Here is a 15543-nt window from a genome sequence, read left to right on the forward strand (position 1 = left end):
CAAGTGTTAATAAAATGTTTTTATTTGCCAGTTTATGGGGCAGAGGCGCACTCTTGTTGTGCAAAAAATATTCAGGGTTTCACTGGAAGAAAGCAAAAAAAAACGCCTCACAATGGAGGCGTTGTTTTGAATTTTCTCGCTTAGTTTACGCTGTCGCGTAGGGTTTTACCCGCTTTAAACTTAGGCACAGTCGCTTCAGCGATTTGAATTTCTTTACCTGTTTGTGGGTTACGGCCGGTGCGAGCAGCACGAGTCGCAGTTTCAAACGAACCGAAGCCTACGATGGAGATTTTGTCACCATTTTTCATTGATTCGGTAATGGCTGCTTCAAAAGACTTCAATGCGCGTGCGGCTTCTACTTTCGTTAGATCGGCATTTTCTGCAATTTTGGCGATAAGTTCAGTTTTGTTCATTTTTATTGTCTCTTCTTTCCGTAGATTTATTTGAAATAAGCGTGCCTAACATGCCATAAGGTTCAGCGCTTGGAAAGCCTTTTGCGTCTAAGCTGCCGCAGGATGTTCGGTAAAGCGCAGAATATTTACTCAGTTCGTGACTTAAGTTTTATTCTGGTTTCATTCTTCTAACAGTTGATAGAGTAATTTTTTAACCAATTTGGGTTCAAAGGGCTTGTCGCATAAGGCATTCACCCCCGCTTGGGACACATTGCTGAGGTGGGTATCGTTGGCTTCGGAAGATACCATCAAGATGGGAATGTGCGATTGCTGGCTTTCATTGCGGATATATTGAGTCAGCGCAAGGCCATCTACGCTGGGCATATTGTAGTCAGTGATGACTAAGTCGAACATATTGTTTTTCATCAACGCTATGGCCTGTGCACCATCTTCGGCCTCGGTAATCAGTTTCATCCCTAAGTTACCGATAGTGCGTTTAATGACATTTCTTGCCATACGGCTATCATCGACCACTAATACGCGCACATCCTGCACATCGAAATTACTGAGGTCGAGTTCATCGTGGCTGAGCAGATCGATTGTGGCATTTAAGGCTGTGGCTAAATGCTCGGCACTGAAGGGCTTAGGCAGGATAGCGACCACACCCGATTGGCGGAATATCTCAAGTTGCTCACGGCGACACTCGCTCGAGACCAGCATAAATTGAATATCTTTGCAGTCAGCGCTAGCCCTTAAGTAGCCTAAGAGATCGATGGCGGTGCCATCATCAAAATGCATGGCGCTGGCGATAAGATCGGGTTTGTGGCGAGCAATAATATCTTTAGCCGCTTCGATATTTTCTGCGGTTTGAATGCTGAGAATACCTTCTTGTTGCAAGCGCTGAATAATTATTCGACGCTGGATATCTGAAGGTTCTACCAAAAGAATGGATAGTTCACTGGGCGATAAATGGCTCATAGTCTACTTCAAGTTAAGAGTCGCAAGTATTTTATTGGGTCGCTAAGCTACGCTATTAGCAACAGCTTAGCAACAAATGTCCATTACCGTGTTTGACGGGTTAAATAATGACTCGTGACCTTAGAAAATGCGATCCAATACTGCAAGAGTAAAATGACAATAATGCTTATTGTCAGCGGTAACATAGGAATATTGTGGCCAGAAACAACCACTTTTACATCTTCAGGGGTAATACGGTAGGCAATAATCGCTGTCATGCCTAGGGCTGAAAATCCTAAGGTTTGCATGCCGATATAAATCTTCAAGACTAAGCTCGACCACGGCGTGCGCATCATTATGCCAACGAGCACGGGGAGGACGCCTAGGGTGAATACATCAAAGGATTGCGTTGTCACAGCCCGTAAAAGTGCGGCAATGCTGAAGAGGCAATATAAAGAGATCAGTAGCATAAGACGTTTAGGCATAGATGGATATGTAGACAGGTAGCGAAGAAGATGAGCAAGTGTAGGAAATGCCCTAATCCGAGTCCAGCATAACCTTAATATCGTGTAGAATAAGCCTTTTGCGAAAGGCTTATTCTATTAGGTGAAGTTTATGACAGAAGTTGAGTTTTGGGGTTTAGTCACGCGTACGGAAGCGGCGCAATCTCAGGAGTCTTTGGCTCAAGCACTGAAGCAGAAACTCGCCGAACTGAGTAATGAAGAGTTAAAAGCCTTCGATAAAATCTTTGGTCAGCAGATGCGCCGGAGTTATTTGTGGTCGGTTTGGGGCGCGGCTTACATTATTACGGGCTGTGATTCTGAATATGCCTTTGCCGAATTCAGGTGTTTTTTGATTTCACTCGGCCAAGAAATCTACGATGGTGTGGTTAATCAGCCTGACACTTTAGCGCGTTTAGCCGCTTGGCCAGAGCGAGATGCCTATGCTTATCCCTTTGTGGATGAATACGATCTTATTGCAGGGCAATTATACGAAGATAGAACCGGTGATGAGTTGCCCTTTATGCCATCGGGCAAGGCGACGCCCGCGGGGAAAAAATTTAGCACTAAGCCCAAGGATTTAAAGCTGCAATATCCTGAGCTCAGCGCCCGTTTTCCATTTTAATCTTGCAATCGCTTATGAGCGTAAACAGGCATTGGTTGTCACATCGAATGTCATGCCGTATTTAGGGCAGATATCATTCATAAACTCATGTTCCTGTGCGGTTAATTGCTGAGAAAAATCTTGCTTAAGCTGCTCAGTCATTTGGGTTTCAGCCGCATATTGCGCCTGAGCCAATTTGCTAAAATGAGCGTTAACCGCCTGTTGTTGGCTGATGGTCAATGGCGCCGCATGGCTTGAAAGACTAATGCTAGTTCCGAATGTTAGCAGAGCCAATAAAGCGATTTTATGTGAGTAAGATTTTGATAAATTAGCTGTTTTTAGGTTCATAGGTAAGCTCCAAATTAAAAATTACGTTTAACACGTCAGTTCTAAATCGTGCATCCTTAGACGGTAAAGAAAACGAGTTGTGCTTTGAGGGGCTTAGCTTATTGTATAAATATTGAACCTATGCTGAACGGTTAGTTAGCGCTCATTTTTCATTTCTTTGCATTGAAACCCTTGCTTGCGAGTATCGAACTGGCACATAGAACCACATTCCCAAGGTACATCGTCGTAGAAGGCTGATTGTTCGCGTGCAAAATCGCGGCAGGTCTCATAGCTGTCAAAGTTATCGGTTTTTTTATACTTCCCCGAGTCATAGCCATGGTTATAGATAAAGGCTGACCATGTTTTAGGGCCGGTATTTTTATCACTCGGGGAGATAAACCAAATCGCACTAACTACGCAGGTAAACAGGATAAGAATGAACACAGGTACAACGGGGAATTTCATTTTTATTAAGTGAGCCATGTAAACAATAGCGGAAGGATAACGTTTTTTTTGTGGTTATGCGCGTAAAATGTTCACAAATTGATAACCATGCACTTACTTAGTGCAGTCTCGATACAAAAAGATACGTGTCAATTGTGGTTGTTCTATAAAATTTACTCATTTATACAAAAGCTTACACTGCGTTAGCTGTACTTATATCAGTTTTGCGTTAAGCTCTAGTTCAGGTTAGATTTTGTACTGTGGTTTCCAGAAAGTTATCTAGGCCTTGGAGGCAAATATGAAAATTCAGTCCCTTTTACTCGCAGGTGTATTAAGTTGCAGTGCGGCTTGGGCAGCCGACGAAGCGCCTGTGAATCCCGTCACTGAAGATGGCGTGGTTAAAATTGTTTGGCAAAGTCCTAAGGATTTTCGCGATATCAAATCATCCGGGGAAATCCAATCCCGCTATGAGAAGCGCTTATTTGAGACGTTAACAGAAAATATTAACAAAGAAGCCGCGAAGATTTTAAAGCCGAATCAAAAGCTTGAAATGACCATTACCGATGTTGATCTGGCGGGTGATATGCGCCCAACCTTTGGTGCGACCGCTAATGATTTGCGGATTATTAAAGACATTTATCCACCGCGTATAACTTTTTCCTATCAAGTGTTAGAAAACGACAAAGTGATTATTGCGGGTGATGAAAAACTGTCGGATATGGGCTTTATGGATGGAATTAAATCTTTAACCGATAAACCTTTTATCTACGAAACCAAAATGTTGACTGATTGGTTAAAGAAGACGATTGCCCCACAACTTTAATCCTTCAATCGTTAAATTGGTCACTTAAGACTCAAGCACTGAGCGCTTGGGTTTCGATAGCAAGGTGATTTTCTAACAGGTAAAATCCGTTATTCGCGGATTTTGCCTGTTTTTTTGCCTTAGCACTTAAGGTCGACAGGCTGTGTTCATTGGCATTAAAAGTCAGTGCTGGTGGCAAGATACCCACGCACAGGCTGATCAATTGATGGTAGCAGGCTTCGCCTTGTCTATCGTCGGCGAGCATCTCTTGGGCTTGCCAATGCTCGGCGCTGTAAAACAAATGCTTATGGGTTTCAAAGTCCGCAAGGATTCGTTGGCAACGGCTGATCATATGTTCACAGGTGCTGATAATCACAAAGTCATCGCCGCCGACATGGCCGACAAAACAATTGTCGCTTTTATACTTCAGTAACAGATTCGCCACTTCACAAATCACTTCATCGCCGCGACAAAAGCCATAAATATCGTTATAGGGCTTAAAGTTACACAAATCAAAATAGGCCAGATAAAAGTGTTTCTTTTGGAACTTAAGGCGTTTTAATTCCTCTTGAATGGGCACATTGCCCGGCAAGTCTGTCAGAGGATTCGCATGGCGGGCCATCTTAATTCTGTGCTCTGTGATCCTTTGCAGTAAATCCTTAGTGTGGCCTATGCCGAGAAGTTTGCCACGGCGAAGGATAATGAACTGCTGAGCAACTGTATTGGCCGTCTCTGAGGTCAGCAATTGGCTCACTGTAGATAAGGGTTCGTTGGCTTCAATTTGGATAACCTGCGGGTCCATCACTTCACTTACGGCATGATTCTCATGCAAGGCACGACCATAGGGCGTACTGAAAAGTTCGAGTAAGGTCGCGCGGCTGATAATCCCCAGCGGCAACTGATTATCGACTACCACAACCGCTTGCAGTGCGGGTTGCGAGCTAAAGGTGTCACTTAAAAATTTGAGTTTGAGTGTGGGCGCCACTGTGATGGCATTCGTGCACAGGCTTTCGGCCGATTCGCTGTATCTAGGTTGAATCTGAGTATTGTTTGGCACTAAGGTCGCTTTCATCGCGCGGCAGGGGAGCACTTCTGGGCGACCAAGCAAATAGCCTTGGCAATAGACGATACCCAGTTGTTTGAGTACGGCTAATTCTTCTTGCGTTTCAATCCCTTCTGCTATCACTTTGCAGGTTAAGCTTTGGCATAACTCCACAATCGAGCGGACAAACTCTTGTTTGACGGGGGTCGAATCAATTTCATGGATAAAGTGGCGGTCGATTTTGACATAGTCGGGCGACAATTCTGACCAGAGCCTTAAACCTGAATAACCTGCGCCTAAGTCATCAATGGCCGTTAAAAAACCTTGGCTGCGATAATGATTCAAGCAAGATTTAAGTAAGTCGATATCATCGGCGGGATATTGCTCTGACAGCTCAATCACCACCTGCGATGGCGCTATGCCGAGTTGTTGCAACAGCTGTAAGGTCATGCCCTTGGGGTGCGCTGGATCTAATAATGCCTTGGGTGAGATATTGATAAACAGCTTGCCTTGGAACTGACGCAGCTTAAATTGCTCGAGTGAAATGCGCCGACAAAGGGTTTCTAACTCGCTTAACTTGCCTTCATGCTCTGCTGTCTGAAATAGCGGCACTGGGGAGTATAACGGGCTGTGTTCAGGGCCGCGACTTAGGGCTTCAAAACCGTGGATCTTATGTTCTAATATATTGAAAATTGGCTGAAATAAGGGATTAATTGCCGATTTAGAAATTATCTTATCGAGCTCTTTAGCCAGATCTAAACTTGTCATTACGTCAGCCCTTTCGTCTATGTGAGCGGAGTCTATGACTTAGAAATGACAAAATGATGACAATTTTGAGGGAGCTTAACGTCAGCTATGCGGGGGTTTTGAGTGGATAGCTGATGAAAAGAGCTGAATGCTACTGGCGAGTTTCAGCTCTTCATCTAGGTTAGCTTTGTGTCTTAAAAGCCTGCAGCGTTTGCAGTAAAGCACCGAGCTGGCGCACATAGGTTTCAAGTTCTTTAGGATCGAGCGCCTCATATTCTTCCATGCGAGTTAAGTCATCGACCAACTCTTGTACATAGGGCAGAAAACGATTACTCGAAGCGATAAAACCTTGTTCTGCCGTGAATATGCTGGTGAAGTTTCCATGGCCAGCTTTCTTCAGCTCATCTAACTTAGCGTCGGCGTCTATGGCTTGGCGATAGGCGATTTGAAGATTCTCTTTCAGTTGCTCTATAACCTTGGTATGTGGCATAACAGCGTCTCATTGCAAAATTTGCAGGAATTATAAGGGGCAAAGGATATGGCAACAAGCCAATGGCGATTAATTGCATCAATCTGTTTTCTGGCGTTGACGGGTTGGAGCACCAAAGCGGTGAGTGCCGAAACCGATAAGCCGCCATTTTATCAAGTGCAATGGCAAGGAAAGAGCGCGTATCTACTGGGTTCGATTCATATTGGACGTGCCGATTTTTATCCTTTACCCACCCAAATTGAAACCGCGCTTGGCAAAGCTAAGGGCTTAGTCGTGGAAGTCGATATGAATAAAGCTAATAGCAATGCCTTGCTGCGCCAATACGGCCGCGCCGATAAAACCAAAGGTTTAGATTGGCAGAGCCGAGATAAACAAACGGTTGAGAGCATGACGCCCTACTGCGCTGCCACGGCCAATGTTTGTCAGTCGATTCAATCCTTTGCGCCTTGGCTGCAAGCCACGCAAGTTAACTTAATACGTTATAACAACTTAGGTTACAGCACGGATTATGGCGTTGATATGCAGTTGATGGCCCGTCATGCGGCTTTACCTGTGTATCAGTTAGAAACCGCCGAGTCGCAATTTCAGTTATTAGCGTCCTTTGATAGCCAAGCGCAGTGGTCTATGGTGCGTGAGGCGATTAGTACGTCGGATGCAGATCTTTTATCGTTAATTGCGGCTTGGCGCTCAGGTAATGAAGCTGAGCTTGATAGCATAATGCAGGAGCAAATGGGCGGCGAGGGCGACACTGAGATGTTAGAGAAAATCCTCTGGCGGCGAAACCATGTGATGGCTGACGGCATTATAAAGTTAATGGGCTCGACTGAAATAACTTCACCATTATTTGTAGTGGTTGGCGCGGGTCATGTTGTGGGTGATAAAAGTGTGGTGCAACTGCTAGAACAAGCAGGCGCCAAAGTGAGCGCCTGCTGGAAACAGACTTGCCAGTAATTGTTTAGGGCGTCGCGTTTATAACTAAGCGGGTTCAAACTGCGGGGCTTTGCCCTAAAAAGTGTACATATCGGCCTAGGGAAATGTAGGGCTCGCGTTGTGAATACTCGAGCTCCATTTGCAGCAGTTTTTGATAATCGAAATCGGCGGGCTGACTCTTTTTCAAATAGTCGTGGATCACCCGCACACCAGACTGGCTGATAAGTGACATTTGCCAGTCGCTAAACCACTCTTTAACCTCTTGAATATAAAGTGGGTGCGTGGGTGTTAGCCGCACTTTCTTTTTCACTTTTAAATCTGCGGCGACGTAATCGAAATTGCCCGACACTAAGGCATGAAAGCGCATGGCTTCTTTGTTGTAAAACATCAAAGAGAATAATCCCGCCGGTTTGAGCATAGTGAGTAGGCCCGCCATCGTGGGTTTCGCATCTGTTAACCATTCGACGACCGCATGGCACAATATGATATCGAAATAGCCATGGTGCTCAACTGACAGAGCTTGAATAGGCGCATGGATAAGCTGGATAGCTAATGGTTCAGGCGAGGCATCTATCTGTTCTTGCGCTTGCGCCAACATCTCCGCTGAGATATCGCACAGCACCACTTCGTGGCCGAGGCGGGCTAATTTTTGGCTAAAGTAACCAAAACCGCCGCCCGCATCTAATACCCTGAGTTTTCTATCCCCCAGTTTTGCTAGCGCAGGTGCGAGGTCGCGCCACAGTACGGCGGCACGAATGTCGCCTTTAGGCGTACCATAAATGTTTTTCGCAAATTTTTGCGCGAGCTTGTCAAAATTCTTATCTTGCACGTGATAACTAGGTTAAAGAGAGTGGAACGATAGTGTGGCACAGACGTAAATTTTTCGCACTCAGGAGATGTTATCGCCGAGTCGAGATGGACAGATTTACATCGTGATATTTTAATCTATTGATTTGATTGGTAGTAATTATTCCTACTAAACTTAGGGATACACAGAACTCTGTCCTCTGGGTTATAATCACGCCGTTTTCGACAAACCTGACTCTATAGTTGTCCATTCGGTGAGTCAGCATCAGCCCTCATTAAGACGCAGCGCTGCCTGTTTTACACTCGTTATCAACTTGATTGAGCAGACGTTACTCGTCTGTGCGGGGTAATTTATGGCAATGCATTTATGTGCCAAGGGATAGTTAATTAAAAGGTACTCAGACTTGAATAATGCATATTGTGTTGAATTGAACGCGATGCCGTCGCTGTTTTCTCTTTATCGCAAGATCTTCTTTGGCCGTAAGCCGGGTTGGGATCAGCAACCGCTGCCCCATATTAAGGTGACTGCGCCACATGTGACTGTGTCTGAAACTAAAGTAAGCCAATACGCGCAGGTGTGTGGTTTTCAATTTGACGGTAAAGTGCTGCCGCCAACCTATCTCTATGTGATGGCATTTCGCCTGCATGCGGTGATTTTTACCCACGATGGCATCACTTTCCCGCTGCTTGGGATGATCCACCTAAAGAACCGCATTCAAGTATATCGCCCTGTGACGGTTGACGAGACTTTCTCCCTCGAGTGTGCCTTGACGACGAGCCGTGAGACTGATTCTGGCTTAGAGTTTGAATTTGTGTCTAAGGCGTTTGTGGGTGAAGAACTCGTTTGGGAATCGCTTTCCACCTATTTATATCGTATCGATGTTGCTGGACGTCGGGTTCGTCCACCTAAAGCCATTGATATGGCGTGGGAAACGCCGCAAAGCTGGCGCTTGAGTGAAGATTTAGGCCGTCGTTATGCTAAGGCGTCTGGCGACTATAACCTGATCCACTTGCATCCTGTGCTCTCAAAGCGTTTTGGTTTTGATCGCGTGCTCGCCCATGGTATGTGGTCTAAGGCCCGTTGTTTGGCGGAGTTGATGCCAAGCATTGGCGATCGTCCATTTACTGTGGATGTGACCTTTAAACTGCCACTGTTGATGCCTGCCGATGTTGGATTTGGCTATGAGCAGAATGCTAATAATATGGTATTTGAGTTACGTGACAGCAAAGGTCGTCGCCCGCATTTAAGTGGCGATGTGCAGTTTTAAGTCGCATTCAATAATACATACAACAACGGCGCCTTCTGGCGCCGTTGTTGTTTATGGTTGTTGCGTTTGGGAGGTAAAAATTAAGGTACGCTGTGACCCATAGATGCCTGCCAAATACTGAACCATTGCTGGCGATCGAGCTGGATCTCATTGGAGGCAACGGCGCGCTTTATCCGCTCGATATTGCCACTGCCGATAAGCGGCACAGGTCTGCTTGGTAGCATACGAACCCAGGCATAAATCACTTGGCTGATATCTTGGGCTCCCACTTGCTCGGCGATGAGCTTGAGGGTTTGATGCAAGCGAACTGCCTGTGGATTAGTGGTTTCAAAAATCTTTCCGCCCGCTAAGCACGACCAAGCCATAGGCCGAATACGACGTTGCTGGCACAAATCGAGCGTACCGTCGTGTAGGGTGCTCATCGCTAGTGGCGAGAGTTCCACTTGATTAGTGACTAAAGGAGCATCCAAGCGCGATTGCAGCAAGGAAAACTGTGCATTGGTGAAGTTCGATACGCCAAAATGCTGCACTTTACCTGCTTGCTTGAGGATCTTAAATGCCTCGGCGACCGCATCAGCGTCCATTAGGGGATCGGGTCTGTGGATCAGCAGCAGATCTAAATAGTCAGTATTGAGCTGTTTAAGGGAATGCTCGACACTGGCAATAATATGCTCACAGGAGGTGTCGTAGTGATTAACGTAGCGCTCAGGGCGGCACGCAAACGCGGGTTTAATGCCGCATTTACTGACAATTTGCATCTGTTGGCGCAGTGCTGGCTTTAAGGCTAATGCCTCGCCAAACAAGGTTTCGCATTGATATTCGCCATAAATATCAGCGTGATCCATAGTGGTCACGCCTAGTTCTAGATATTGCTCAATCAGGTTAAGGCGCTGCATGGGCGTCATGTCCCAGCTTTCCATTCGCCAGAAACCGGCAACAAATTCAGAAAAAGTGAAATGGGACTCGCTCATGCTGTTCCTCTTTGGGACTGTGTGCTTTTGATTTATAGGGCACAGGGCAAAATATTTGATGCAGATTAAGGAATCGCTCATTAACCCTTTCGATGGCTATATATCTTAAAGCCAATCACCTAATATCCGCCCTATTCAATGAGTGTTGTGCTTAGCAACCCCTCATACTAAACCAAAGCGTATCTGAAAGGGAGAAATCGACGCATGCTGACAGATATGGATATTTCGAGTCGCGCAAGCCTTAAAAACATCACCGAACTGGGCACCGACTTAGGCCTGTTACCCGAAGAGATGATGCTATTTGGTCACACTAAAGCCAAGGTGGAGCTTAGTGTGTTGCAGCGTTTAGCGGGGCAACGCAAAGGTAAATTGATTATCGTCACCGCAGTTACGCCTACACCCCACGGCGAAGGTAAAACGGTGACGAGCATTGGCTTAACGCAATCGTTAAATGCCATAGGCCAAAAGGCCTGTGCTTGTATTCGCCAGCCCAGCATGGGACCTGTGTTTGGGGTGAAAGGCGGTGCTGCGGGTGGCGGTTATGCTCAAGTGGTGCCCATGCAGGAGATGAACTTACATCTCACGGGTGACATTCATGCCGTCAGCAGTGCCCACAATTTAGGGGCCGCGGCGATTGCGGCGCGGCTATTCCACGAGACGCGCTTAGGTAAAACAGAATTTGAAGCGCAATCTGAACAAGCGTTTTTGGATATAGCTCCCAACGAGATCCGCTGGCACCGAGTGGTCGATCATAATGATCGCTGCCTTAGACAAATTCATGTGGGCTTAGGTGATAATAACGGCCCAGAGTACGAATCTAGTTTTGATATTACTGCCGCCTCTGAGTTGATGGCGATTTTAGCCTTAAGTCATGATTTGGCTGACATGCGGGCGCGGATCGGTCGTCTAGTGTTGGCCTTAAATACCCAAGGGCAAGTGATTACCGCCGAAGATTTAGGTGCCGCTGGGGCGATGACGGCCATCATGGCCGATGCGATAAAACCGACGTTAATGCAGACCTTAAATGGCTCGCCTTGTCTGATCCACTCAGGACCCTTTGCCAATATTGCCCACGGAAACTCGTCGATCATTGCCGATGATATCGCCCTCAGGCTGGCGGACTTTGTGGTGACTGAAGGCGGTTTCGGCTCGGATATGGGCTTTGAAAAGTTCTGTAATATCAAAGTACGTCAATCGGGTCAGGCGCCAGCCGCCGCGGTGTTGGTGACGACTTTAAAAGCGCTGAAGGCCAATAGTGGCTTGGCAACTGAGGTGGATAGCAATGTATCAAATATCCATGTGCCAAACATCAGTGCGACAAATATCAATGCCCCAGATCAGGCTCGACTCGAAGCGGGCTTTGCAAATTTAAACTGGCATATCAACAATGTGGCGCGTTATGGCATTCCTGTGGTGGTTGCTATTAACCGTTTCGCCACTGATTCCGATGCTGAGTTGCAATGGCTAATGGAAGCCGTCAACGCGAGTGCCGCCTTTGGCTGTGAAATTAGCGATGCCTTCAGCCAAGGGGAGGCGGGCGCTATTGCCTTAGCGCAAACTGTGGTTCGCGCCGCTGAAACTGAGAGTCAGTTCAGACTGTTATATCCAGATGAAGCGTCATTGGAGGCTAAGTTGTCCACCTTAGCCGAAGTGGGTTATGGTGCTTCAGGCGTGAGTCTGTCTATCGAGGCGAAACAGCAGGCGCAGCAACTGACTGCCCTTGGCTATGGACATTTGCCCCTGTGTATGGCCAAAACGCCGTTATCCATTAGCCACGATCCTAGCTTAAAGGGCGTTCCTAAGGATTTTGTGGTGCCAGTGCGAGAGTTAGTGTTACATGCGGGGGCGGGATTTATAACTGCCTTGGTGGGTAATGTGATGACTATGCCAGGACTTGGGCTTAAGCCGGGTTACTTGAAAATCGATATTGATGCCAAAGGTGAGATAGTCGGTTTAGGCTAACGTTTAGATTCGAAACTAATATTTCAATGAAAACTCACGCTTAGATGCAAAAGCGCTGCAGAGTCAAAGGGCGGGCTTGCTGCTACGCCCTTTGACTCTGGTTTAACGTGCTAATGCTGGTTTAACGCTTTAGCTGGTTTTAACGTTTTAGCGCTAGTTTTAGAAAGGTTACTTCGTGGTTTGATAGATATGCACATCGCGCTGCGGGAACGGAATGCTGATCCCTTCGGCGTCGAAACGCATTTTCACTTCACGGGTAATGTCCCAATACACTTCCCAATAATCTTCCGGTTTCGCCCAAGGGCGCACGATAAAGTCCACCGAAGATTCTCCTAGCAGATGCAGTTTAATCGTCGGCTCTGGCAATGGCTGTACTTTAGGATGGGCTTCGACGATGGATTTGAGAATCGCTTCAGCATGTTCTATGTTGTCGCTGTAACCAATACCAAATGTCATATCCACCCGGCGTTGGTGTTCGACCGTGATGTTGTTAATAGTGTCGCCCCAAATCTTATTGTTAGGAATAATAAGACGTTGGTTATCCATGGTTTTAATTGTGGTTGAGACCAAACTCATGTGGCTCACTCGACCAGTGACACCGGCGGCGTTGATCAAGTCTCCCACATCGTAGGGACGATAAATTAAGATCATCATCCCAGAGGCAAAGTTCGACAGGGTATCTTGCAAGGCAAAACCAATAATCACACCCGCGATACCAAAGCCTGCGAGCAGCGGTCCAAGTTCGATCCCAAGTTGAGATAGGGCGATCAAGAGTCCGATAGTAAAGACGGCTTTGCCTGATAGCGAAGTAAAGAAGTCTTGTAATAACTTGCTCAAATTCAATTTAGAATTGCTAACAGTATTCTTCACTATCTGTTTGGCTAACTTGCCGGCGAGACCCGCGATAAATAAGATCAAGCAGAATACAAATAACTTAAACACGACCGTAGGGCCATGATTTATCGCTTGTTCCTGCGCCGTGTTCAGCCATTGCTCGATTAAGCTTGAGGCTACATCAAAGCTCAACACATCCTGAGTAATATCGCCTGACACACTGAACAAGGTCTTTTTCAGTGCGGCAGTATCTTGGCCTAAAGCATCGAGTAAGTTGATATCGATATTTAAGCTTTGGCTATTTTGGGCCAAGCGTTCCTTTAGCATCATCACATGGCTAGTTTGCGCCGACGTGACATCTTTACCGGCATTGGTTGCGGTATCGACCGCAGCTTGCAGTTGTTGCTGAGTGTAAGTCACTAAGCTTTCAAGCATATCTGCACGCGCAATCAAAATTTGCAGCAGGGACTTTTGTGCTTCGCTAACATCTTGGCCAACCTGTTCGAGCCAATTGAGTGTCTCGAGTTGCTGTTTGTAATAGGTGTCTTTGTCTAATTCGCGCTTAGAGATATCGAGCAGAATCGCATCATCTGTACCCGAGCCTAGCTGCTGCTCCAATTTATCAATGTTGTCATCGATATAGGTATCAATCTGTTGGATGTAGTTCAATTGCCCTTGGATCAATGGTTGCAGAAAAGCACTGTCGATCGGCGTTGCTTCGAGCAAATCTTTAATCTTATTACGTAACTGTAAGGTTTTGTTTTGAATGCGATATTCGACAATCGTTTTCAACTCACCTTTGGCATGTTTCAGCTTATGGATATCGGTATCGATAGCCTGTTGCAACATAGCCAGTTCGGCTTTGACCGCCACAGCTGTGGTTGATGTGCTTTCGGTTGCCGCGACAGGTTCGGCTTGCGCTGGGGATGAGAGACTTAATAATGGGATAAACAGGGCAAACACTAGAGCGAGGTAGCGATGCATAGGTGTGATCTTAAATAGAAATATGTCTGAGTATGATAGTGGCTGCCGGATTGACTGTAAAATGTCGTCGAGTGAAATTTGCTTCCGAGCTAAGTTTTTTTTGCCGCAGGGGTTTACTTGGTTTGCATTAGGGCTCTTGGTTTTATCCGCATTTTCGACAAGATTAGCCTTTTATCAGCATTTGCTGGCCGTACTCTGGTAGGGATCTGGTAAACTTGCGCATCGCTATTTAGGAATCGTGTTTTCATGTTGTGTTCCCATTGTAATCAGTACATCAAGGTCAGTGACATCACCCAACAAAGAGGCAAAGGCTTCGACGCCCAAGTGCGTTGTCCCCACTGCACCGCTTGGTTAGGCCGTAGCCCAACATTGGCTAAGCTTAAGTTATTGGGCTTTTATTTGAGTGTGTTTACAGCGGGATACAGTTATTTCGATGCCTCAGTGCGGCACTTTGCGATCCCTGTGATGATTTTTTCGCTGATGTTGTTGTTCGTGAGTCACTTTATGGACCAAGTGATCACCATTGAAGCGCCGGAACCCGTCGATGATAGTGACCAAAGACAGAAGTACCGATAACAAAGCAATAAGACAATCTGCTGAGGCAGAAATGATTTGAGCGCCTATAGTGGGCGCTCAAGGTATAGCGAAGAAGGAGTTTACCCAGGCGAATTACCGCCGCAGTGAGTGAGCTCTAGTTTACTGAACGACTTGTTCTTGTGCGGCTAAGGAATGCTCAACGTAATAAATTCCACCAAATATCACCACGCTGAAAATCACTATCCCTAAGATAAGCCCTAAGTTTTCACGAAAAAATGCTAGCATGAGAGTTGCCTTTTGGTGGTTAAAAACGGACGCCATATCGAGCTCAATTTCGCCGTTGTGCTCGCTGACATAAAAACTAAATACACTATAGTTACACTCACTTAAGCTAATCTTAAATACACTCTTTTACCAGCACTCCCGTAAGGTTTCGCCGTTATGGACGAGGCAAGTTGCTGCTAAGATTGCCCTGCTCAAATATCTTGTAACCTTTTGCAAAGTAATTACCTTATTGCAACTTGCTATGGCCCTGACATAGACTTATGCAACTTTTTAACTATGGGGACGACTGAGTGAGACTTAAACGTCACATTAGACGCACGATTTCGATATGGCTTTCGGCCATCTTGATATTGCTGTCTTTTGCCGCCTCAGCTCATAGTGTGACCCATCTTGACGATGGGGCTAAGACCCACTGTACCCTGTGCTTCCATCAGCACCAGCTCAACAAGATTCTATTGACCCAACCGCTGACGCTTAATTTAGGCGTACAGCATTTCGATGTGGTCGAATTTGTTTTACCCCCCTCCATTTCTGAACACGTCAGTGTTTATCGCAGTCGTGCGCCTCCTGTCACGCTCTAAATCAACTCAAACATTTTAACTTATTGTATTTCTTGATGACTTTATATTAGTCGTCGAGTGCTAGTTGTATTTTGGAGAT

The 15543-nt window shown here is 46.1% G+C and carries 18 protein-coding genes; 7 read left to right on the forward strand and 11 right to left on the reverse strand.

Translation table 11 applies throughout. From position 1 onward, the window contains the following. Window positions 1-140: 140 nt before the first annotated feature. The 3 genes from Q4Q50_RS04295 to Q4Q50_RS04305 form a co-directional block, all read right to left on the reverse strand. The gene (locus Q4Q50_RS04295) at window positions 141-413 is read right to left on the reverse strand and encodes an HU family DNA-binding protein (protein WP_006079990.1); all 273 of its coding nucleotides are present in this window, start codon (window positions 411-413) and stop codon (window positions 141-143) included. A 159-nt stretch (window positions 414-572) separates the two neighbouring features. Beyond that, the gene (locus Q4Q50_RS04300) at window positions 573-1370 is read right to left on the reverse strand and encodes a response regulator (RefSeq protein ID WP_259504366.1); all 798 of its coding nucleotides are present in this window, start codon (window positions 1368-1370) and stop codon (window positions 573-575) included. Between the two features lie 83 nt (window positions 1371-1453). Further along, entirely contained in the window at window positions 1454-1834 is a 381-nt protein-coding gene (locus Q4Q50_RS04305; RefSeq protein ID WP_115333816.1) for a hypothetical protein, read from the reverse strand. Window positions 1835-1964: 130 nt separating this feature from the next. Here Q4Q50_RS04305 and Q4Q50_RS04310 point away from each other — a divergent pair, with 130 nt between their 5' ends. Further along, window positions 1965-2474: a DUF4240 domain-containing protein gene (locus tag Q4Q50_RS04310; protein WP_311898550.1), complete on the forward strand. Its 510-nt coding sequence runs from the start codon at window positions 1965-1967 to the stop codon at window positions 2472-2474. 12 nt (window positions 2475-2486) lie between these two features. Here the strand turns inward: Q4Q50_RS04310 and Q4Q50_RS04315 are convergent, their stop codons facing one another. Further along, window positions 2487-2801, reverse strand: coding sequence for a hypothetical protein (locus Q4Q50_RS04315; RefSeq protein WP_311898551.1), 315 nt, complete (start codon window positions 2799-2801; stop codon window positions 2487-2489). A 135-nt stretch (window positions 2802-2936) separates the two neighbouring features. Next, window positions 2937-3245, reverse strand: coding sequence for a hypothetical protein (locus tag Q4Q50_RS04320; protein ID WP_012090285.1), 309 nt, complete (start codon window positions 3243-3245; stop codon window positions 2937-2939). A gap of 277 nt (window positions 3246-3522) precedes the next feature. Between Q4Q50_RS04320 and Q4Q50_RS04325 the strand changes: the two genes are divergently transcribed. Further along, window positions 3523-4047: a DUF3016 domain-containing protein gene (locus Q4Q50_RS04325; RefSeq protein ID WP_259511051.1), complete on the forward strand. Its 525-nt coding sequence runs from the start codon at window positions 3523-3525 to the stop codon at window positions 4045-4047. 31 nt (window positions 4048-4078) lie between these two features. Here Q4Q50_RS04325 and Q4Q50_RS04330 read toward each other — a convergent pair whose 3' ends face one another. Together Q4Q50_RS04330 and Q4Q50_RS04335 are read right to left on the reverse strand one after the other, a co-directional pair. Beyond that, on the reverse strand, window positions 4079-5836 hold the full coding sequence (locus Q4Q50_RS04330) for a GGDEF domain-containing protein (protein WP_311898553.1): 1758 nt from the start codon (window positions 5834-5836) through the stop codon (window positions 4079-4081). Between the two features lie 160 nt (window positions 5837-5996). Then, complete coding sequence (locus Q4Q50_RS04335; protein WP_006079998.1) at window positions 5997-6305, reverse strand: hypothetical protein; 309 nt, start codon at window positions 6303-6305, stop codon at window positions 5997-5999. A gap of 48 nt (window positions 6306-6353) precedes the next feature. On the opposite strand from Q4Q50_RS04335, the gene Q4Q50_RS04340 reads away from it, so the two are divergent. Further along, entirely contained in the window at window positions 6354-7256 is a 903-nt protein-coding gene (locus tag Q4Q50_RS04340; RefSeq protein WP_311898554.1) for a TraB/GumN family protein, read from the forward strand. 34 nt (window positions 7257-7290) lie between these two features. Here Q4Q50_RS04340 and Q4Q50_RS04345 read toward each other — a convergent pair whose 3' ends face one another. Next, window positions 7291-8064: a methyltransferase domain-containing protein gene (locus tag Q4Q50_RS04345; protein WP_311898555.1), complete on the reverse strand. Its 774-nt coding sequence runs from the start codon at window positions 8062-8064 to the stop codon at window positions 7291-7293. A 415-nt stretch (window positions 8065-8479) separates the two neighbouring features. Here Q4Q50_RS04345 and Q4Q50_RS04350 point away from each other — a divergent pair, with 415 nt between their 5' ends. Further along, the gene (locus Q4Q50_RS04350; protein ID WP_311898679.1) at window positions 8480-9310 is read left to right on the forward strand and encodes a MaoC/PaaZ C-terminal domain-containing protein; all 831 of its coding nucleotides are present in this window, start codon (window positions 8480-8482) and stop codon (window positions 9308-9310) included. Between the two features lie 80 nt (window positions 9311-9390). On the opposite strand, the gene Q4Q50_RS04355 is transcribed toward Q4Q50_RS04350, so the two are convergent. Next, window positions 9391-10281 carry an aldo/keto reductase gene (locus tag Q4Q50_RS04355; RefSeq protein ID WP_311898556.1) on the reverse strand — a complete coding sequence of 297 codons (891 nt, stop codon included), beginning with the start codon at window positions 10279-10281 and terminating at the stop codon, window positions 9391-9393. Window positions 10282-10485: 204 nt separating this feature from the next. Between Q4Q50_RS04355 and Q4Q50_RS04360 the strand changes: the two genes are divergently transcribed. Then, window positions 10486-12243, forward strand: a complete 1758-nt coding sequence (locus tag Q4Q50_RS04360; protein WP_311898558.1) for a formate--tetrahydrofolate ligase — start codon at window positions 10486-10488, stop codon at window positions 12241-12243. 168 nt (window positions 12244-12411) lie between these two features. Here Q4Q50_RS04360 and Q4Q50_RS04365 read toward each other — a convergent pair whose 3' ends face one another. Continuing rightward, window positions 12412-14061, reverse strand: coding sequence for a mechanosensitive ion channel domain-containing protein (locus tag Q4Q50_RS04365; protein WP_311898559.1), 1650 nt, complete (start codon window positions 14059-14061; stop codon window positions 12412-12414). 246 nt (window positions 14062-14307) lie between these two features. Between Q4Q50_RS04365 and Q4Q50_RS04370 the strand changes: the two genes are divergently transcribed. Beyond that, complete coding sequence (locus Q4Q50_RS04370; protein ID WP_006084232.1) at window positions 14308-14637, forward strand: hypothetical protein; 330 nt, start codon at window positions 14308-14310, stop codon at window positions 14635-14637. Between the two features lie 120 nt (window positions 14638-14757). Here Q4Q50_RS04370 and Q4Q50_RS04375 read toward each other — a convergent pair whose 3' ends face one another. After that, window positions 14758-14883, reverse strand: a complete 126-nt coding sequence (locus Q4Q50_RS04375) for a hypothetical protein (protein WP_086010635.1) — start codon at window positions 14881-14883, stop codon at window positions 14758-14760. Between the two features lie 290 nt (window positions 14884-15173). Here Q4Q50_RS04375 and Q4Q50_RS04380 point away from each other — a divergent pair, with 290 nt between their 5' ends. Beyond that, window positions 15174-15464: an ABC-type zinc uptake system zinc chaperone gene (locus tag Q4Q50_RS04380; protein WP_106648225.1), complete on the forward strand. Its 291-nt coding sequence runs from the start codon at window positions 15174-15176 to the stop codon at window positions 15462-15464. Window positions 15465-15543 lie beyond the last annotated feature (79 nt).

The organism is Shewanella scandinavica (assembly GCF_031932065.1).
GTDB lineage: Bacteria > Pseudomonadota > Gammaproteobacteria > Enterobacterales > Shewanellaceae > Shewanella > Shewanella baltica.